Here is an 18027-nt window from a genome sequence, read left to right as displayed (position 1 = left end):
CTCCGTTGTGAATGAGCCTGAACGACGCCTTGCCCTTTTGCCTTCAGCCGCCGCGCGTCGATCTTCGTGCTTTCGATTTCACCTTTGACGTCGTGATGCGAGTCGCGGTCCGATTGACATCCAGGTGACGCATCTATAGCAATATAGTTAGGTTGGTTAAATAACTAAATGAGGCTGGGATGTTTGAGAGGGCACTGAAGAATTTCGATATCGGCTTTCTGAATTCCGGGACGTACGCGCATGGCGACGGATGGAGCCCGACCGATGGCAGGATCCCGTTCGATGCGGTCGACCCGGCTCAAGACAAGGTCGTAGCCCAAATCGCTGGCGCCAACGAGCGCGACTACGAGCGCGTCATTCGCTGCGCTCAGGCCGCGCAAACCGAGTGGGCAACCGTTCCTGCTCCGAGGCGAGGAGAACTGGTCGGGCGGATAGGTTCACTTGCTGCAGAGTACCTTGACGACCTTGCTGCGCTCATCGTCCTCGACACAGGCAAGGCGATTGGCGAGGCCAAGGCCGAAATCCGCGAAGTCATCGACATGGCTGCGATGGCGGCGGGTCAATCGCGCATGATGTATGGTTTCGTTCAGCAATCGCAGCGCAGCAAGCACCGAATGTACGATCAATGGCTGCCGCTGGGCGTCGTCGGCGTCATCACAGCCTACAACTTCCCGGCATCGGTCTGGGCCCAGAATGCCTTCCTTGCTGCTATCGGAGGCAATACGGTCATCTGGAAACCTAGTCCAAAAGTGCCACTCACCGCGCTTGGCCTGCAGCAGATCTGCAATATGGCGATGAACGAGCTCGAGCTCGACGGTGTCTTCTCGCTTTTCATGCCCGGCGATAACAGTGTAGCGGAGCTGCTCATCCACGATAAGCGCATCGCTTTGGTATCGTTCACCGGATCAAGTGCCGTTGGCCGGAGGGTTGCAGACGTCGTGGGCAGCACGTTGGGCCGCCGCTACCTGCTCGAATGCTCAGGCAATAACGGATGTATCGTTGACCAGACCGCTGACCTCGCGCTGGCCGCGCGGAGCATCGCCTTCGGTGCCGTCGGCACGACCGGCCAACGCTGCACGAGCACAAGACGCGTCATTGTCCAACGTTCGGTCGCGAAACCTCTGATCGAGCTCTTGAAGCAGGCCTTTGGTCAGATCACGGTCGGCGATCCCAGGGAGGAGGGAACGATTGTCGGCCCCCTGGTGGACCGCGACGCAGTGATGCTTTTTGAAAGGGCCGTTCGAAACGCAAGGGATGCTGGAGGAAAGGTCATCTTTGGTGGAAAGCGTATCGATCGTCCCGGCTACTATGTCGAGCCAACGCTGATTACAGACCTGCCTCACGACTTGCCTTCTGTTCAGAAGGAAACCTTTGCTCCGATCCTCTATGTCTTTATCTACGATACGCTTGAGGAGGCCATTCATATCAACAACAGCGTACCTCAGGGGCTCTCGTCAGGCATTCACAGCACGGATCTATCCAATATCGAGCTGTTCCTGTCTGCCGCGGGAAGCGACTGCGGCATCGCAAGGGTCAATATGGGGACGACCGGCGCCGACATCGGCGCTGCGTTTGGCGGCGAGAAGGAGACAGGCGGCGGACGCACTGCTGGCTCGGATGCCTGGAAGGGCTACATGCGAAGTCAGAGCGTGTGTGTCAATTGGGGAGGGCTGTCTCCCTGGGATGCCTGCATCCGTCTCTAAATTAGCAAGCCGACTTGGGCTGCGTTGACGTCAAGAATTGGCCTCAAGCCGTCGCGGCTTGAGGCCGTGGCTCGTATGCGCGCAGACCGAGTTTCGGGCTCAAAGAACGATCCCTGAGGGATCAACCGGTCGCGTCAGCGCAACAGTCGGATCCAGCCCATCATGAACTGGACGGAGAACATCTTTCAGGAGTTTATTGACGCCCTTCAGACGGCCATGGACGAGGACGAATTCGAGCGGATTGCCACGCGAGCATCCCATGGTCTCGGCTTTCGCTGGTTTGCCTATCTCCGTATTGTCGACAGCTCGCAAAAATTGATCTCGTCCTACCCGAAATCCTGGACGAGCCGATATCTGCGCCACCGCTATCATCGGCTCGATCCGGTCGTGCTCCGCGCAAGAGCCGAACACGCGATGTTCACCTGGGGAGCATCGTCCGGGTCAACCCGTCCAAGAAACCGTGAGCAATCCCGCTTCTTTGAGGAAGCAACGGGATTCGGGATCAAGTCCGGAATAACGGTGCCGATCAGGGCAGGGTTCGGCCGCATGGCGGCCTTTACGGTCGCGACCGATGATGCCCTGATGGAGCCGGACCTCCTGCTTGCGACGTCGAATGACATCGTGCAACTGCTCGGGCTCTATTTCCATACGCATCTGCGTGGGCGAGCCCCCGCGAACCAGACACGGCGGGAGGGCCAGATCCTCAGCCAGCGCGAGCGCCAATGCCTTGCGTGGGCCGCTCTCGGCAAGACAGTGTCCGAGACAGCCGTGCTTGTCGGCGTCACCGCGCGCACAGTGGCATTTCATCTCGAAAACGCACGCCGCAAGCTCGACGCGGTTTCGATCACCCATTGCGTTGCGCTGGCGATCCGGCGACGGCTGTTGCCCTGACGCAACGAGGCATCTTCAGATCCCTATATTGACGCGCCAGCGCGTATCGCAATCCGCTATCTTGTGGGAAAATTGACGCTGAGTTGGCTCTCGCTGGCGTAAGCTTCTGTTTGGTTGTGAACCTGTCAAATAACACAGGCGCTGCTTGCGCCGCTCTCTGGTCTGGTGGGCTTTCCCTCAACGGAGCTTGCCATGCACGCTGTTACTCTCGATCATCGTCAAACCGGATCCCAACTCGACCTCTTGGTGCAGATGTTCCGCCTGCGCCGTCGTGTTTTCAGGGATCGTCTGGATTGGACGGTCTCAGTCTCCGGAGATCTGGAGATCGACATCTACGATGCGCTGGCACCGACCTATGTCTTGGTCGTCTCCGACGACTATGACGTCCTGGGGTGTGTCAGGCTGCTTTCGACCACCGGTCCCACCATGCTCGCGGACACGTTTCCAATATTGCTTGGCGACAAAGAGGCGCCGAGGAGCGAGCTCATTCTGGAGAGCTCGCGGTTTTGTGTGGATACCGATCGAGCCGTTGAGCTTGGCCCACACGGAATCAATCGTGCGACGTTCGTACTGTTCGCGGCAATGCTCGAAACGATGCGGGCGAAAGGTGCAAACGCAATCGTGACCGTTACGGATGTGCGGATGGAGCGCATCTTGAGACGCGCCGGCTGGCCGCTGGAAAGGCTGACGGAGCCGCGCAAGCTCGGCCAGACAACCGCGCTTGCGGGATATCTCCGGGACTCCGATTTGGCGCTTGAGGCGATGTACCGCCAAGCAGGGCTCGAAGGGCCCGTCGTGCGCAATCAGCCCGAAGGCCGCAAAGCCGCGTGATCGGGCGCGGCACCGCGCGTCAAGGAGCCCGCTTGTGCTGGCAGACCCCCGCCAGAGTCGCGTTGTCTTGCTAAACCTCGCGCGCGGCAGTACGGCGGGAGTAGCAGAGCGTTTCCCTGTCCGCTGCGGTGGAAGCCTGACGCTGCTCCCGGTCTGTCACGAAATTCTTGGCGCAAAGTCGATCGCAGTCGGCGAATATCTGACAGACCTGCTGCCGGTGGAGGTCGCGGCTTCGATCGAACACCTCAAGTCCGACGCTCTGTCGCCGTGGCGCGACCCAGGATTTTCCGCTCACTTTGCGGAGGCAGACGTCGGTATCATTTTTCTCGGTGACGGGTTTCTGGAGGAAGAGGTGCTGATCGCAGCGCTTGAGGGGCTAAACGGGGTTACGAAATGCGACTACTCTCGGATCTCGCGTTTGCGCGAAGGGAGACGGACCGCCAGTTTGTCGCAGATCGCTTGGCGCACCACGGCATCGTTACCACCACAGTTCGCCAAGCCTTGTTCGAATGGGCGGTGGTTCTCGATGATCCGGCGATGACACACAGGATCCGGCAGTTGCTGCCTTGATTGGGCGCCCTCGCAAGCGTTCGCTTGCTGGCCGGGCTCTCGTGAACCGAGCCCTGTCCGGTCTCGGCCTTCCGGCTTCGATCCCTGACGCCAAGGTCCGCGCCAACCGGACGCGTGCGACGTTTGTGCTGAAGAGTATTTTCGAACGATGTGGACCTCGTTCGAACGAGAAACGAGTCGGAGGCAAAATCTGAGCTCACGACCAAGCCGCATTAGTCTGTGAGCCGGAAACGACGTGTGAAACACCTTCTGGCAGGGCCGGCCGCAAACAGCCATTAAGTTGCTCCTAAAGGCGGGGGCGGCGCCCGTATTGTCCCGAACCGGAAGGCAGCAACCGCGCCCCTGTCAGCTCCTTGTGAACACCGTGTCCTTGGCGCGACCCTCCACTTTCGCTCCGGCCGCGCCGGTACAGCCTGCCTCTGGCGTTCGGGGCTGTCCGGTCGCTCTTCGACGCAGGCGTTATACGATCTGTCTGCTGTCTTGACGCGACCTGAGCGATCAGGGGGCGGGCTGTATACAAGCCATGGCGCCTTCTTATGCGCGTTGCCAAAAGCTGATGCAGCAGACAAATCCATTAGCCGCGTTTATGCGGCGAATTTTTACTTCCAATTTTACTTCGCGAAATCCCGTCAATAGCCTTGAGCGCAATTGATCACATCGCAGCCGGTCAATGGCGATCGGTGCGGGCGTTCATCGTAACCAATGAGGGTTGCCATGCTTGACAGGGATAAGCGGACATCGACTTCCGATCCGGCGGGAACGGAAGTGACGTCTTCGAAAAAGCTGAGCCGGCGCACGATGTTGAAGGGTGCTGCGGCAGTTGCGAGCGCAGCTGTGGGTTCGGATGCGATCCGCGGATTCCCGACCATCTGGGCGCAGGAGATCAAGGACATTGAGCTCCGCCATGTCGGCGTCTCCTATTCGGTGGTGAAGGCGATCGGCGACCAGGCGGCCAAGGATCTCGGCTTCAAGGTGACGATGCAGAACCTTGATACCTCCGCTGCCATCAACCGCTTCATAAGCCAGCCTAATACGGTCGATATCGCCGATCTTGAAGGCTGGCAGGCCAAACTCGCCGCCAAGCGCAGCGTGATCCAGGGCATCGAGGTCAAGAAAATCAAGGAGTTCGACAACATCCTGCCGATCTTCACCAAGGGCGAGATCGACGGTCACAAGATCCCGCGTCAGGGCATTTCGCCCTACGAGGCGATGTATGTCTCCAAGCCCGACTCCACCGATCTGCATGACGGCGTCACGGAATGGGCGACCTTCCTGCCGCAGGTCTACAACGCCGATTCCATCGGCTATCGGCCCGACCTTGTCGGCCATGAAGTAACCGAGTGGAAGGACCTGATCGATCCGAAGTTCAAGGGCAAGGCTGCGATTCTCGACGTTCCCGCGATCGGGATCATGGATGCCGCGCTCTGCTTCGAAAGCGCCGGGCTGATCAAGTACGGCAACAAGGGCAACATGACCAAGGAGGAGATAGACTTTACCTGCAACAAGCTGATCGAGCTGAAAAAGCAGGGCCAGTTCCGAGCGACCTGGACCACCTTCGACCAGTCGGTGCAGTTGATGGCGGCGGGTGAGGTGGTCATCCAGTCCATGTGGTCGCCGGCGGTCGCCGCCGTGCGCGTCAAGGAAATCCCCTGCGTCTACGCGCCGGTTAACGTCAAGAACGGCAAGGAAGGCTATCGCGGCTGGTGTAACGGCATGGGCCTGATGAAGCACCTGTCCGGCAAGAAGCTCGACGCGGCCTACGAATATCTCAACTGGTATCTCTCGGGCTGGCAGGGCGGCTTCGTTGCGCGTTACGGCTATTACAGCCCGGTGCCGTCGACCGCGAAGAAGTTCCTCACACCGGCGGAATGGGCGTTCTGGTACGAGGGCCAGCCAGCGCCCGAGGTGGTCAACGATCCCTATGGCGTGCCGATGGAGAAGACCGGTACCAAGCGTGACGGCGGCTCGTTCCTGGACCGCGTCAAGAACATCTCGTGCTGGAATACGCTGATGGACGAGGCCGCGTACATGAACAAGCGCTGGAACGATTTCAAGGTGGCCTGAAACCTGCTTTCCCGACCTGACGACAGCATCGGCGCGGTCGCGCGCCGGTGCGAGAAGACCGAGTTCGAGGCCGATATGCAGCCGAGTCCAGTTTCAACTCAAGCTTCGCCACGCGACAATCTCGCCGGCTGGCTCTATGTGTCGCCGCTGGTCCTGGTGCTCGTGCCGTTCTTCGTGGCGCCTATCTTGGTCGTACTGGCGGCGAGCTTCTTCGCCACTGACGGTTTTGGCGGCCTGACGCCCGACTTCACGCTGGCGAGCTACGTCGATGTGCTGCATTCGGCGCTGACGCTGAAGCTGTATCTGGCGACTATCAAGTTCACGGTGCTGACCTGGATCTTCACGCTGATCATCGGCTTTTTTGTCGCCTATTTTCTGGTTTTCCACGTCCGTAACCAGCTGCTTGCTATCGGCCTGTTCCTGCTGTGCACGGTGCCGTTCTGGACCTCGAACATCATCCGGATGATCTCCTGGATTCCTCTGCTCGGCAAGGAAGGCCTGATCAACCAGGCGCTGTTGACGCTAGGCGTAATCCGCCAGCCGCTTGAGGTGTTGCTGTTCTCCGACCTTGCGGTGGTCATCGCCTATGTCCACCAGCTCACGATCTTCATGATCGTGCCGATCTTCAACTCCATGGCGCGGATCGACAAGAGGCTGATCGAGGCCGCGATCGACGCCGGCGCCAGCCGTTTCGACATCATGCGTCTGATCGTGGTGCCGATGTCCAAGAGTGGCATCGCGCTCGGCACCATCTTCGTGGTCTCGATCGTAATGGGCGACTTCTTCGTGGTGAAAGTGATGTCCGGCGGCGGTTCGGCCTCGGTGGTCAGCGCGTTCTACGAGGACGTGGGCGTGCTGCAATATCCGACCGCGGCGGCGAGCGCCGTACTTCTGACTCTCGTGCTGGTTGCGGTCGTCGCGCTGATCCTACGCACGGTTGATATCCGGCAGGAGATCGCGCGATGAGCGCCGCCCTCGCCGACATGCCCGAAACGGCCGCGCCCGCGACCAGGAAGGCGATCGCACCGAGCAAGGGCGGCCGGCCCTGGACCTTCTACGTTCTTGCGACGCTATTCGGGTTCTACGTGATCGCGCTCTACGGGCCGATGTTCTGCATTTATGTCCTGTCGTTTCAGGATATCCGCGGCGGCCTCGTGTTCCCGATGAAGGGCCATTCGCTGCATTGGTTCGTCGATCTCTTCACGCAGGTGCGGACCGGCGACGTCAAGGGCTCATTCGACCGCTCGATCAAGCTTGCGGTCATCGTCACCGTGATCACAGTGGTGGTGTCCTTTCTGGCAGGGCTCGGCTTCCGCAAGCGCTTTCGAGGCGACACCGTCGTGTTCTACATGATGATTGGTAGCCTTGTTGCGCCCGGGCTGGTGCTCGGTCTTGGCACCGGCCTGCTGTTTCAGGCGCTCGGACTGAACGCCAGCTGGTACACCTCGGCGCTCGGCGCGCAGCTGTCCTGGACGCTGCCGTTCGGCGTGCTCGTGATGTTCGCGGTGATGTCGCGCTTCAATCACGTCTGGGAGGAAGCGGCCTACGATCTCGGCGCCAGTCGCTGGCAGTCGATCTGGCTGGTGATGATCCCGGTGCTGGTGCCCGGCATCGTCGCGGTGGCGCTGTTCGGCTTTACGCTCTCCTACGACGAGTTCGCGCGCAGCCTCCAGACGGCGGGCTCGCTGAACACGCTGCCGCTGGAAATCTGGAGCATGACGCTGAATGTCACCTCGCCCTCGCTCTACGCGCTCGGCACGGTGACGACCATCGTCTCATTCATCGTCATTGGCGCGAGCCTGGGCAGCATCGTGCTGATCCAGAAGAGGCGCGGCAGCAGCGCAAAGGGCTGAGCTGGAATATGAAGAGCGATCGCGGTGATATCGAACTGGCTGGCGTCGGCAAGAGTTTTGACGGAGCGACCTACGTGGTCGACGGCGTCAACCTCAAGATCGCCGACGGAGCCTATTGCTGCTTCATCGGCCCCTCAGGCTGCGGCAAGACCACGATTCTGCGCATGATTGCGGGCCATGAGGACCCGACCGCGGGCGAGATCGTGATCGGTGGCCAGAACGTCGTGGGGCTTGCGCCGGCCCAGCGGCGCACGGCGATGATGTTCCAGTCCTACGCGCTGTTCCCGCATCTCACCGTGCGCGACAACATAGCCTTTGCGTTGCGCGGGCGCGGGATGTCGAAGACCGATCGCCTGCGCGCCGCCGACGTCATGATCGAGAAGGTCCGGCTGACGCAATTCGCTGACCGCCTGCCGGCGCAACTTTCTGGCGGTCAGCAGCAGCGTGTGGCGCTGGCGCGCGCGGCGATCACAGAGCCGCGCGTGCTGCTGCTCGACGAGCCGCTCTCCGCGCTCGACGAGCAGCTACGCGTACAGATGCGCCAAGAGCTCAGGCGGATGCAGCGGGAGCTCGGCATCACCTTCATCCATGTCACCCACACCCAGCTCGAAGCGATTGCGCTCGCCGATCTCGTGGTGGTGATGGAGCAGGGCAAGATCAAGCAGGCGGGGGCCGCGCGCGACGTATACGCCCACCCGCACGACCGTTATGTCGCCGAATTCATGGGCGGTCAGAATGTGCTGTCGGGGCGGGTGGAGAAGGTCAACGGTGCAAGCTTTACACTCGCACAGGCCGCGCCTTCAGGAATCGAAGTGCCACTCCAGGCGCGCTCGACTGTCTCCGTGGGCGACAAGGTTGATATCGCTGTGCGCCGTGACGACGTCGCGCTGGTCAGGCCGGGCCGGGAGTTGCCGCCCGGCTGCAGCACGTCGCTGCCGAGCCGCGTGCTCGCGATCGAATATCAGGGCTATTTCGTCAAGGTCATGCTCGACACCGTGCCGGACGACGAGTTCGTGGCTTATGTGCCGGAAAAGACCTTCTTCGCAGATCCGTTCACCGTCGGCGATGTCGTCATGGCCACATGGGCCACGGGCAGCGCACTTCCACTAGCCTGAAGACCCCATCGCGCACAGGAGTATGACCGTGCAGATATCCTTCACTCTCAACGACCGGCCAACCACCGTTGACGTCGAACCGGCGACGCTCGTCGCCGAGCTGCTGCGCGAGCAGCTCAATCTGACCGGCACGCATATCGGTTGTGACACCAGCCAGTGCGGGGCCTGCGTGGTGCATCTCGACGGCCTCCCGGTGAAGAGTTGCACGCTGCTCGCGCCTGCGCTCGACGGCGCGACGCTGCTGACGATCGAAGGGCTGAGGAGTGAACCCGGCTCGAATCGGATGCATCCGATGCAGGAGGCGTTTCGCGAACATCACGGCCTCCAGTGCGGATTCTGCACGCCCGGTATGCTGATGACGGCGGTGGCGCTCGCCACTGAGAAGCCAACGCTGACGGAGGCGGACGTCCGCCACGGCCTCGAGGGCAATATCTGCCGTTGCACCGGATACCAGAACATCGTCGTCTCAGTGATGGCCGGCGCTGCCGCCATGAACGCTGCCAAAGGAGAGTGACCATGGGCAATGTGATTGGCATTGGCGCCTCACCGAAGCGCAAGGAGGACCAGCGGTTCCTGACCGGCCGCGGCAATTACGTCTCCGACATCAAGCGTCCCGGCATGACCGCGGGCGTGTTCGTGCGCTCTCCGCATGGCCACGCGATTCTGCGCGGCGTCGATAAGAGTGCGGCGCTGGCTTCGCCCGGGGTCATTGCTGTCCTGACCGGCGACGACGTCAAGACTGACGGACTGGGTTCGTTGCCCTGCGGTTGGGGCATCTCGGACGCCAAGGGCGTGCCGATGAAGGAGCCGCCGTTCCCGATGCTGGCTCAGGGCAAGGTGCGCTTCGTCGGCGACATGGTCGCCTTCGTTATTGCCGATACGCCGGAGCAGGCCAATGCGGCAGCGGAACTATTGACCGTCGACTACGAGGTCCTGCCGTCCGTAGTGGGCGTGCTCGAGGCGGTCCGGCCGGGCGCACCCCAACTGTTTGATGATGTGCCGAACAACATCTGCTGCGACTGGGAGCTCGGCGACAAGGCCGCGGTCGAGACCGCCTTCCGCAAGGCCGCGCATGTCGCAAAGCTGAGCCTGGTCAACAACCGCCTGATCGGCAACCCGATGGAGCCGCGTGCCGCGATAGCCGAGTATGAGCCGGGCACCGACCGCTTCACGTTGTGGACCACCAGCCAGTTCCCCCATGTCGTGCGCTTCCTGATGGGCGCTCTGGTCCTGAACATTCCCCAGCACAAGCTGCGCGTGGTCGCTCCGGATGTTGGCGGCGGTTTTGGTGTCAAGCAGTTCCACTACGGCGAAGAGGCCGTCATCACCTGGGCCGCCAAGCGGGTGATGCGGCCGATCAAATGGGTCGCGAGCCGCTCGGAGGGCTACGTTTCCGATCGTCACGGCCGCGATCATGTCACCGAGGCCGAACTCGCGCTCGACGAGACCGGCAAATTCCTGGCGTTCCGCGTCAACACGCTTGCCAATATGGGCGGCTATCTCTCGACGTTCGGGCCGAACATCCCGACCAATCTTTATGGGCCCTTGCTCGGCGGTGTCTACACCACGCCCGCGATCTACTGCAATGTGAAGGTGGTGTTCACCAACACCGTGCCGGTCGACGCCTATCGCGGCGCGGGCCGACCCGAGGCGACGTTCGTGCTGGAACGCATCGTCGATGTCGCAGCCAGCGAGATGGGCATCGACCGCGTTGAGATCCGCCGCCGTAACATGATTCCGAAAGAGGCCTATCCGTACCAGACGCCGGTGCTGGTGCAGTACGATTCCGGCGATCCGATGGGGTGCCTCGACGGCGCGCTGGTCGCGGCCGACGTCAAAAATTTCGGCATCCGTAAGGCGGCCTCGGCCAGCAAGGGAAAATTCCGCGGGCTCGGCTACTCGACTTATGTTGAGGCCTGCGGCCTGGCGCCATCGCGTTTTGCGAGACGGCTCGGCGCGCGCGGTGGCCTCTATGAGAGCGCCACGGTGCGCGTGCATCCAACGGGCCAGGTAACGGTCATGATCGGCACGCACAATCACGGCCAGGGCCATGAGACGACGTTCGCGCAGATCGTCTCGGAGAAGCTCGGCGTCTCCTTTGAGAATGTCGACATCGTGTTCGGGGACACCGATCGCGTGCAGTTCGGCATGGGCACCTATGGCTCCCGCTCGCTGGTGGTCGGCGGCGCGGCGCTGTCCAAGGCGACCGACAAGGTGATTGCGAAAGGCAAGAAGATCGCGGCGCATCTGCTCGAGGCTTCCGAAGTCGATATCCAGTTCGAGGCCGGAAACTTCTCAGTCGCGGGTACGGACCGCATCAAGTCGTTCGAGGAGATCGCGGGCGCTGCCTATGTGCCGCATAATTATCCGCTGGAAGTGCTGGAACCAGGGCTAGAGGAGCAGGCCTACTACGATCCCGTCAACTTCACCTATCCCGGCGGCTGCCACATCGCCGAGGTCGAGGTCGATCCGGAAACTGGCACGGTGACACTGGTCAACTACACGGCCGTGGATGACGTCGGCACGGTGATCAATCCGATGATCGTCGAAGGCCAGTTGCACGGCGGCATCGTCCAGGGTGTCGGCCAGGCGCTGTTTGAGAGCGCGGTCTATGACGAGGGCTCAGGCCAGCTCTTGTCTGGTTCGCTAATGGATTATTGCATGCCGCGGGCCGATCACATGCCGATGATGAAGGTTGCGACCCACTCCACGCTCTGCACTCACACGCCGATGGGTGTGAAGGGCTGCGGCGAAGTCGGGACCATCGGCTCGCCGGCAGCCGTCATCAACGCGGTGGTGGATGCGCTGTCGCATCTGGGCGTGACCCATGTCGACATGCCGGCGACGCCGAACCGGATCTGGCGCCTGCTGCAAAATGCGTCGCTGCCGGTCGCGGCGGAATAGGGAGGACAACAATGAAGCCGTTTGCCTATCACCAGCCGGCCGAGATTTTCGACGCAGCACGATTGCTGACCTCGATTGAGGACAGCAAGCTCGTAGCTGGCGGGATGACACTGATTCCCACCCTGAAACAGCGGCTGGCCAATCCCGTCGCGCTGGTCGACCTGTCGAAGCTCGGATCTCTCAAGGGTATCAACGATGACGGCGCCACCATCACGATCGGCGCGATGACGCCGCACGCGGTTGTGGCTGCCTCGAGACTGGTGCAGGCAAAGATCCCCGGGCTTGCGGCGCTGGCCGCGATGATCGGCGACCCTGCGGTACGCAGCCGCGGTACCATTGGCGGCTCGGTCGCTAACAATGATCCCGCGGCTGACTATCCGGCCGGTGTGCTCGGTCTCGGTGCCACGATCGTCACCAGCATGCGTGAGATCCCGGCCGAAAAGTTCTTCGTCGGGCTGTTCGAAACTGCGCTTGAGCCGGGCGAGATCATCACCGCGATCCGCTTTCCCGTGCCGCTCAAGGCGGGCTATGCAAAGTTCAAGGCGCCGGCGTCGCGCTATGCGCTGGTTGGCGTGTTCGTCGCTAAATTTTCCGACTGCGTTCGCGTGGCTGTGACTGGAGCAGGGTCGGGTGTGTTCCGCGTGCCGCCGATGGAAGAAGCGCTGTCGCAAAATTTCGATCCGTCCGCGATCGCGGCGATCAAGGTCGACACCGACGGCCTCACCTCCGACATCCATGCCGAAGCGGACTACCGTGCGCATCTCGTCACGGTCATGGCCAAACGTGCCGTCGACGCGGCGCTCAGCTAGCTTTTTAGGGTTGATGATGACTGATGGTTCCGGCCGAACGGCCTTCCCGCCAGCGCCGACTGGCCTTGGCGCGCTTTCTGCAACCGAGATCATGGCCGGCTATCGGCGCAAGACGTTTACTCCGCGTGATGTCGTGGACGATACGATAGCTGCGCTCGAAGCGACGCATGAGGCTTGCAATGCGGTGGTGACGCCGATGTACGGGCAGGCGAGGGCGGAAGCCGACCGCGTCACCAAGGAGATGCGCGCGGGCGAGGCCAAGGGGCCACTCGCCGGCGTACCGGTCACCATTAAAGACCTCGTCTTTGTTGCGGGCGTGCCAGCCTATGCCGGCTCGCCGATGAACAAGACGTTCGTGCCCGACGTGGATGCCGCGGTGGTGTCGGCGCTGAAGGCATCGGGCGCGATCATCACCTGCAAGACTACGACTTGCGAGTCCGGCTACAAGCTGACGGCCGACAGTCCGGTCACGGGTACCACGCGAAATCCCTGGAATCCCGGTCGCACCAGCGGCGGCTCGAGCGGCGGCGCGGCCGCGGGCGTTGCCGCGGGCTGCGGCCCGATCGCGATCGGCACCGACGGCGTCGGATCGATCCGTGTTCCATCATCCTTCTGCGGCGTGTTCGGGCTGAAGCCGACCTTTGGCCTCGTGCCGCGCTCGCCCGGTTTCTCGCCGCCATCCTGGGCCTCGCTCGCGCACACCGGACCGATCACGCGGACGGTCGCGGATGCCGCGCTCACGCTGGAAATTATCGCCGGCTACGACATGCGCGATGCCGCAAGTCTGCCCGTGCCGTCCCGTCGCTTCGACACCAACGCTGTTCCGTTGAATGGCGTTCGTATCGGCGCCAGCGCCGATCTCGGCTACGCCGCGGTCAGCACCGATGTGCGCGCAGCGTTCAACAAGGCGATCGCCGTTCTCGATGCCTGCGGTGCACAGGTCACTATCGATGGTCCGGGCCTCGATGCCGGCATCTTGGAACACACGCTGAAGCCGATCGCCTTCACAGAGCAGGCGGCGGCGGTTGCGACAAAGACCACGGCTGATTTGGCCAGTTCGGAAGCCGATTATCGCGACGTGGTTACCGCCGGCCGCCACTACAGTGGCACGGACTATATCGAAGCCAGCTATCGGCGCGGCCAGGCGCGCAATGCATTCCTGAAGCTGTTTGAGCGGGTCGATGCGCTAGTGACGCCAACGGTTGCGGTGACCGCGTTCGAGGCCGGTAAGATCGGTGTCGGCAAGATCGACGGCAGGCAGGTCGATCCGCATCTCGGCTGGTCGCCCTTCACCTGGCCAATCAACCTCGCTGGCCTTCCGGCCGCGACTTTGCCTTGCGGTTTTGACCGGGATGGCCTGCCGATTGGTCTTCAAATCATCGCGCCCTGGCTCGACGAGCCCACGATCTTCCGCATCGCTGCGGCGTTCGAGCAGGCGCAGCCCTGGGCAAAGTTTTGGCCGTCGCTGGCGCTCAACGAGATAGGGCGAACGCGCGCGAAGGCGTAGTGCTAGGACAACGCGATCGGTGCGCCGCGGCCGCTGAGCTCTTCGTCGAGGCGCAGATAGTGCGCCAGGTAGTCGTGCAGTGCGGTCGCGGCTTTCGAAGTCGCGCCGCTCGATTTGTAGAGCAGCAGCTCGATTTTCGGCAGCGGCGGCAGGCCCTCGTTGGGACCGATCTCGCGCATCGTCGGCACCAGCGCGCTGCGGCCGAGCACGGTGACGGCCATGCCGGCGAACGCCGCGGCCTGCAAGCCGCCGACGCTTTCGCTGACGCAGGCGATGCGCCAGCGCAGATTCGCGCGCTCTAGCGTATCGATGGCATAGTCGCGATAGATGTTGCCAGGCGGCAAGAGCGCGAGCGGAATCGGGCGCTCCTGGTGCGCGGCGGATTGATCACCGGTCATCCAAACCAACTGCTCGCGCCGCACCACCTGGCCCCCGGTGAAATCATTCATCCGTGTGACCAAAGCGATGTCGACATCGCCGCGCTTGACGAGACCGACCAGTGGCGTCGACAGCGCGCAGTTGAGCTGGACTTGCACGCGCGGAAAGGATTTTCGGAACACGCTGAGGATCGAGGGGAGCATGAAGGCGGCGTAGAGATCCGGCGTGCCAAGCACGACATGGCCCTCGATCTCCTGTGACGCAAGTTGCGAAATCAGTTCGTCATGCAGCCTCAGGATGGATCTGGCGTAAGTGAGAACCGTGCTGCCATCATCGGTCAACGTCAGCCTGCGGCCGCCATGCTCGAACAACTGCTTGCCGGTGAGCTCCTCCAGCCGCTGCAATTGCAGGGTGATCGCCGGTTGGGTGCGGCCCAGCCGTCGCGCGGTCTCAGTGATGCTGCCGGTCTCGACCACCGAGATCAGCGACCGGAGCATGCGGATGTCGAGACTGATGAGGTTCATGCGGCGTCCATGTCGCCCAGAATTTATGCAAGTTCCGTGCAAGCGTAGCTACAGGCAATTGCGATCAGCCGAACCAGAGAAAACGAACAACCGGGCAGGGCGGCCGACGGGAGAAAAATACCCCTGTGTTTTTGAAGAGTGCTGTAAGATATTGTTAACATGGAAGGTTTTGCTCACTAAGCGAACTGGGCCTCCCTGCCAAGGTGGCTCTGAAATCCGGAATGCGGCTTGCCAAAATGGACTCAGAGCGGGATGTGCCGCGAAGAAATTCCCGGCAAAACCATCGATGCTCGCCACAACCTTCGGAAACTGAAGAACCGGCTATGGGGCGCCGCTGTCGCGCTGGTTCTGTGTAAGAATGCCGCACCGATCAAATCCGGAGCAAACTCATTCCTCAACTCTTATTCGGCCTGGTCTATCTCCTTATCCTGACCCGCTTCATCTGGCCGCTGCAGTTGCCGCTGTCGATCAAGTTCGTAATGGCAGCGCTTGCATTGGTCGCATTGCAGTTTCACCGGTGGAGCAAGCTCTCGTCAGGCTCTGTGTTCTCTCCGGAATTCCCGCGACCGGTGGTCGCTATCTTCAACTGGGCTTTCGGCGCGCTCGTTCTGCTGGCGCTGCTTCAACTGATGCTTGATGCCGGACTTCTATTCGGGTTGCTGATCCACGGCGGGCCCCTGAGTGCCCCCGACGGTGTCCGTTACGGGTTGGCTGGGTTAGCATCGATTGCGGCTGCGACCGGCGTCCATCAGGCAATGAGGATTCCGCCGCTGAAGGACGTCGAAGTCTGCATCTCCGGACTTCCGCGGCAATTCGACGGTTACACCATTCTGCAACTCACTGATCTTCACATCAGCCGCCTCTTTCCAGCATCATGGGCGCGCGCTGTTGTCGAGCGATCAAACAAGCTCGGCGTGGACTTAATCGCGATCACGGGAGATCTGATCGATGGCACGCTCGAAGCGCGACGCGCCGACATCGAGCCGTTGCGGGACTTGAGAGCGCCCGACGGCGTCTACGTGATCTCCGGGAATCACGAATACATTTTCGGCTACAGCACATGGATGGCGCACTTCGGCGCGTTGGGACTGCTCTCGCTCGAGAACAGGCACATCGTTCTCGAGCGCAATGGCGGTAAGTTGGTCCTCGCTGGCATCACCGACCGGGCGTCGCGCCATAGAGGACATCCCGACCGCGATCTCGCTGCAGTCCTTGAAGGCGCTCCAGAAGGTGCTCCTCTCATTCTGCTCGACCACCAGCCAGGTGACGCACGAAACGCCGCGGCGCTTGGCGTGGCTCTGCAACTGTCCGGACATACACACGGAGGACTGATTCTAGGGCTCGACAGGTTGGCCGCGCGCGCCAACGCGGGTTACGTCTCGGGTCAATACGACGTGGACGGGATGACGCTCTACGTGAATAACGGCACGGCCCTATGGCCAGGCTTCGCGTTACGGCTCGGTCGATCATCCGAATTGACGCGGGTCACGCTCCGCCGGGTAAGGTGCAAGTCAGGCAATGCTGACTGATCTGCTCGTAGCCTGTGCCGCAGCTGGCTGTCTTGGTTCGCTGGTTATGCGCTGATCGCTAGGCGGAGGCATATGTAAGTCGACGTATTGGCGTTTCGTCCGCTTCGGGTCAACAGGCGCTGCCCTAATCGCCGCCGGTCCCGTCCGATCTGCCGCGACAACCCGGCGATTTCAGAGCCGGCCCGGGCTTCGCGTTCGGGCCAGAAGTCGACCCAGCAAGTTACCGCTCGCTCACCCGGCCTGTTTAACTTGGCTCGCGGCCCTTGGCTTGACGGGCAGCCCCTTGAGGCGAAGCGGTTGAAATTGGCGAGACCCCAAGGTCGCCTGGACGGTAGAAGCCAACGGCTCTCGCTTGTCAGGTCGGGGGCGAGCCTCGCCCGTAGGCTGGCGAAGAGTTCGGTTCGCCCAACTTCCATTTAGATTTGCCCCAGCATGCTGGTAAATCATGTGATTATAATGCATACACTTCCCGTCCAACTGGCTGGAAAATGCTGCGTGAGCTCTGAAAACAACACCTTGAATATTGGTCCGCGTATCCGGCGTGCCCGCTTGTCCAAGGGGCTGCGAATGCGAGACCTGGCGCAGGTCGTCGGATGCGACGAGAGCATGATCTCCAAGATCGAGGCCGGGAAGGTCATGCCGTCGCTGCCGATGCTCGCCAAGATGGTCGACGCGCTCGACCGCGACATGGCCTCGTTCTTTGGCCTGCGGATCGACGACTACAAGCTGGTGCAGAAGCCCGAGGATCGGCTCAAGGTGCCTGTTGATGCGCTGCGCGGTGGCACGGGCGTCGTGTATGAGCGGCTGGTGCCGGTAGCCGCCGGAAATCTGCTCGAAGCCAATGTTCACGTGGTGGCCCCGGGAGGCGAGAAGATCGATCTGATTACCCATCAGGGCGAGGCCGTCGGCTATCTCGTGTCCGGAACCATCGAGCTCACCATCGACGACACCACCTATCTGATGACTGCAGGCGATTCCTTTTTCTTCAAGGCGTATCTGACCAACAGCTATCGCAACGTCGGGCCGGACGAAGCGCGGATCGTCTGGGTCAATACCCCCCAGGTTCACTGAGCCGAGCGATCAGGCTCACGGTGCATGAATTTCATGCATGTGGCGAAAACTGTAGCAGGCTGCTTCAAAGCCACTTCATTTCCTGCGCCCGCGCGAGCCTGCTTCGCAGTAAAACGAGCTGATCCGCTGGCTCTCGCACCCAAAGGTTCCGAAAGACGAGCTGGCATAACGCTTGCTTAAACTCGGGCATGACTGTGATGCATGCCAACTGCCCCTGGCTGTATCCGACGTCGATGGGGCCCGACCACGTTGATGCGCTCCGGCATGGCCGTCGCACC

15 protein-coding genes are annotated in these 18027 nt (G+C 61.6%); 14 read left to right on the top strand and 1 reads right to left on the bottom strand.

What is annotated here, in order from left to right:
• Positions 1-179: 179 nt before the first annotated feature.
• The 12 genes from ACVJ5M_RS31055 (at position 180) to ACVJ5M_RS31000 (ending at position 14247) form a co-directional block, all read left to right on the top strand.
• The gene (locus ACVJ5M_RS31055) at positions 180-1703 is read left to right on the top strand and encodes an aldehyde dehydrogenase family protein (protein WP_354100310.1); all 1524 of its coding nucleotides are present in this window, start codon (positions 180-182) and stop codon (positions 1701-1703) included.
• Between the two features lie 162 nt (positions 1704-1865).
• On the top strand, positions 1866-2594 hold the full coding sequence (locus ACVJ5M_RS31050; RefSeq protein ID WP_354100309.1) for an autoinducer binding domain-containing protein: 729 nt from the start codon (positions 1866-1868) through the stop codon (positions 2592-2594).
• A gap of 252 nt (positions 2595-2846) precedes the next feature.
• Positions 2847-3425 (top strand): acyl-homoserine-lactone synthase, encoded by a 579-nt coding sequence (locus tag ACVJ5M_RS31045; protein ID WP_080669671.1) that lies wholly within the window; start codon positions 2847-2849, stop codon positions 3423-3425.
• Between the two features lie 34 nt (positions 3426-3459).
• Positions 3460-3966, top strand: coding sequence for a hypothetical protein (locus tag ACVJ5M_RS31040; RefSeq protein WP_354100308.1), 507 nt, complete (start codon positions 3460-3462; stop codon positions 3964-3966).
• Positions 3967-4709: 743 nt separating this feature from the next.
• Positions 4710-6059: an ABC transporter substrate-binding protein gene (locus tag ACVJ5M_RS31035; RefSeq protein ID WP_063984055.1), complete on the top strand. Its 1350-nt coding sequence runs from the start codon at positions 4710-4712 to the stop codon at positions 6057-6059.
• A gap of 75 nt (positions 6060-6134) precedes the next feature.
• Positions 6135-7025, top strand: coding sequence for an ABC transporter permease (locus ACVJ5M_RS31030; RefSeq protein WP_063984054.1), 891 nt, complete (start codon positions 6135-6137; stop codon positions 7023-7025).
• Complete coding sequence (locus ACVJ5M_RS31025) at positions 7022-7912, top strand: ABC transporter permease (protein ID WP_063984053.1); 891 nt, start codon at positions 7022-7024, stop codon at positions 7910-7912. Before ACVJ5M_RS31030 ends, ACVJ5M_RS31025 begins: the two co-directional genes overlap by 4 nt.
• Before the next feature lie 8 nt (positions 7913-7920).
• A complete protein-coding gene (locus tag ACVJ5M_RS31020; protein WP_354100307.1) occupies positions 7921-9027 on the top strand; it encodes an ABC transporter ATP-binding protein in 1107 nt (368 codons plus the stop codon).
• 22 nt (positions 9028-9049) lie between these two features.
• The gene (locus tag ACVJ5M_RS31015) at positions 9050-9541 is read left to right on the top strand and encodes a (2Fe-2S)-binding protein (RefSeq protein ID WP_187387739.1); all 492 of its coding nucleotides are present in this window, start codon (positions 9050-9052) and stop codon (positions 9539-9541) included.
• Between the two features lie 2 nt (positions 9542-9543).
• Positions 9544-11931 carry a xanthine dehydrogenase family protein molybdopterin-binding subunit gene (locus ACVJ5M_RS31010; RefSeq protein ID WP_354100306.1) on the top strand — a complete coding sequence of 796 codons (2388 nt, stop codon included), beginning with the start codon at positions 9544-9546 and terminating at the stop codon, positions 11929-11931.
• A gap of 11 nt (positions 11932-11942) precedes the next feature.
• Entirely contained in the window at positions 11943-12740 is a 798-nt protein-coding gene (locus ACVJ5M_RS31005; RefSeq protein ID WP_063984050.1) for an FAD binding domain-containing protein, read from the top strand.
• Between the two features lie 16 nt (positions 12741-12756).
• Positions 12757-14247 (top strand): amidase, encoded by a 1491-nt coding sequence (locus tag ACVJ5M_RS31000; protein ID WP_063986463.1) that lies wholly within the window; start codon positions 12757-12759, stop codon positions 14245-14247.
• A gap of 2 nt (positions 14248-14249) precedes the next feature.
• Here the strand turns inward: ACVJ5M_RS31000 and ACVJ5M_RS30995 are convergent, their stop codons facing one another.
• Complete coding sequence (locus ACVJ5M_RS30995; protein WP_063984049.1) at positions 14250-15149, bottom strand: LysR substrate-binding domain-containing protein; 900 nt, start codon at positions 15147-15149, stop codon at positions 14250-14252.
• A gap of 389 nt (positions 15150-15538) precedes the next feature.
• Between ACVJ5M_RS30995 and ACVJ5M_RS30990 the strand changes: the two genes are divergently transcribed.
• Both ACVJ5M_RS30990 and ACVJ5M_RS30985 read left to right on the top strand, forming a co-directional pair.
• Positions 15539-16678, top strand: a complete 1140-nt coding sequence (locus tag ACVJ5M_RS30990) for a metallophosphoesterase (protein WP_063984048.1) — start codon at positions 15539-15541, stop codon at positions 16676-16678.
• A gap of 456 nt (positions 16679-17134) precedes the next feature.
• Complete coding sequence (locus ACVJ5M_RS30985) at positions 17135-17749, top strand: cupin domain-containing protein (RefSeq protein ID WP_231144567.1); 615 nt, start codon at positions 17135-17137, stop codon at positions 17747-17749.
• Positions 17750-18027 lie beyond the last annotated feature (278 nt).

The organism is Bradyrhizobium sp. S3.7.6, from assembly GCF_054061875.1.
This window is presented reverse-complemented; position numbering and strand designations above follow the sequence as displayed.

What these genes read in the sequence shown, in the direction of transcription:
- ACVJ5M_RS31055 (WP_354100310.1), top strand. Translation starts at nt 180, where the DNA reads ATGTTTGAGAGGGCACTGAAGAATTTCGATATCGGCTTTCTGAATTCC.
- ACVJ5M_RS31050 (WP_354100309.1), top strand. Translation starts at nt 1,866, where the DNA reads ATGAACTGGACGGAGAACATCTTTCAGGAGTTTATTGACGCCCTTCAG.
- ACVJ5M_RS31045 (WP_080669671.1), top strand. Translation starts at nt 2,847, where the DNA reads ATGTTCCGCCTGCGCCGTCGTGTTTTCAGGGATCGTCTGGATTGGACG.
- ACVJ5M_RS31035 (WP_063984055.1), top strand. Translation starts at nt 4,710, where the DNA reads ATGCTTGACAGGGATAAGCGGACATCGACTTCCGATCCGGCGGGAACG.
- ACVJ5M_RS31030 (WP_063984054.1), top strand. Translation starts at nt 6,135, where the DNA reads ATGCAGCCGAGTCCAGTTTCAACTCAAGCTTCGCCACGCGACAATCTC.
- ACVJ5M_RS31025 (WP_063984053.1), top strand. Translation starts at nt 7,022, where the DNA reads ATGAGCGCCGCCCTCGCCGACATGCCCGAAACGGCCGCGCCCGCGACC.
- ACVJ5M_RS31020 (WP_354100307.1), top strand. Translation starts at nt 7,921, where the DNA reads ATGAAGAGCGATCGCGGTGATATCGAACTGGCTGGCGTCGGCAAGAGT.
- ACVJ5M_RS31015 (WP_187387739.1), top strand. Translation starts at nt 9,050, where the DNA reads ATGACCGTGCAGATATCCTTCACTCTCAACGACCGGCCAACCACCGTT.
- ACVJ5M_RS31010 (WP_354100306.1), top strand. Translation starts at nt 9,544, where the DNA reads ATGGGCAATGTGATTGGCATTGGCGCCTCACCGAAGCGCAAGGAGGAC.
- ACVJ5M_RS31005 (WP_063984050.1), top strand. Translation starts at nt 11,943, where the DNA reads ATGAAGCCGTTTGCCTATCACCAGCCGGCCGAGATTTTCGACGCAGCA.
- ACVJ5M_RS31000 (WP_063986463.1), top strand. Translation starts at nt 12,757, where the DNA reads ATGACTGATGGTTCCGGCCGAACGGCCTTCCCGCCAGCGCCGACTGGC.
- ACVJ5M_RS30995 (WP_063984049.1), bottom strand. Translation starts at nt 15,149, where the DNA reads ATGAACCTCATCAGTCTCGACATCCGCATGCTCCGGTCGCTGATCTCG.
- ACVJ5M_RS30985 (WP_231144567.1), top strand. Translation starts at nt 17,135, where the DNA reads ATGCATACACTTCCCGTCCAACTGGCTGGAAAATGCTGCGTGAGCTCT.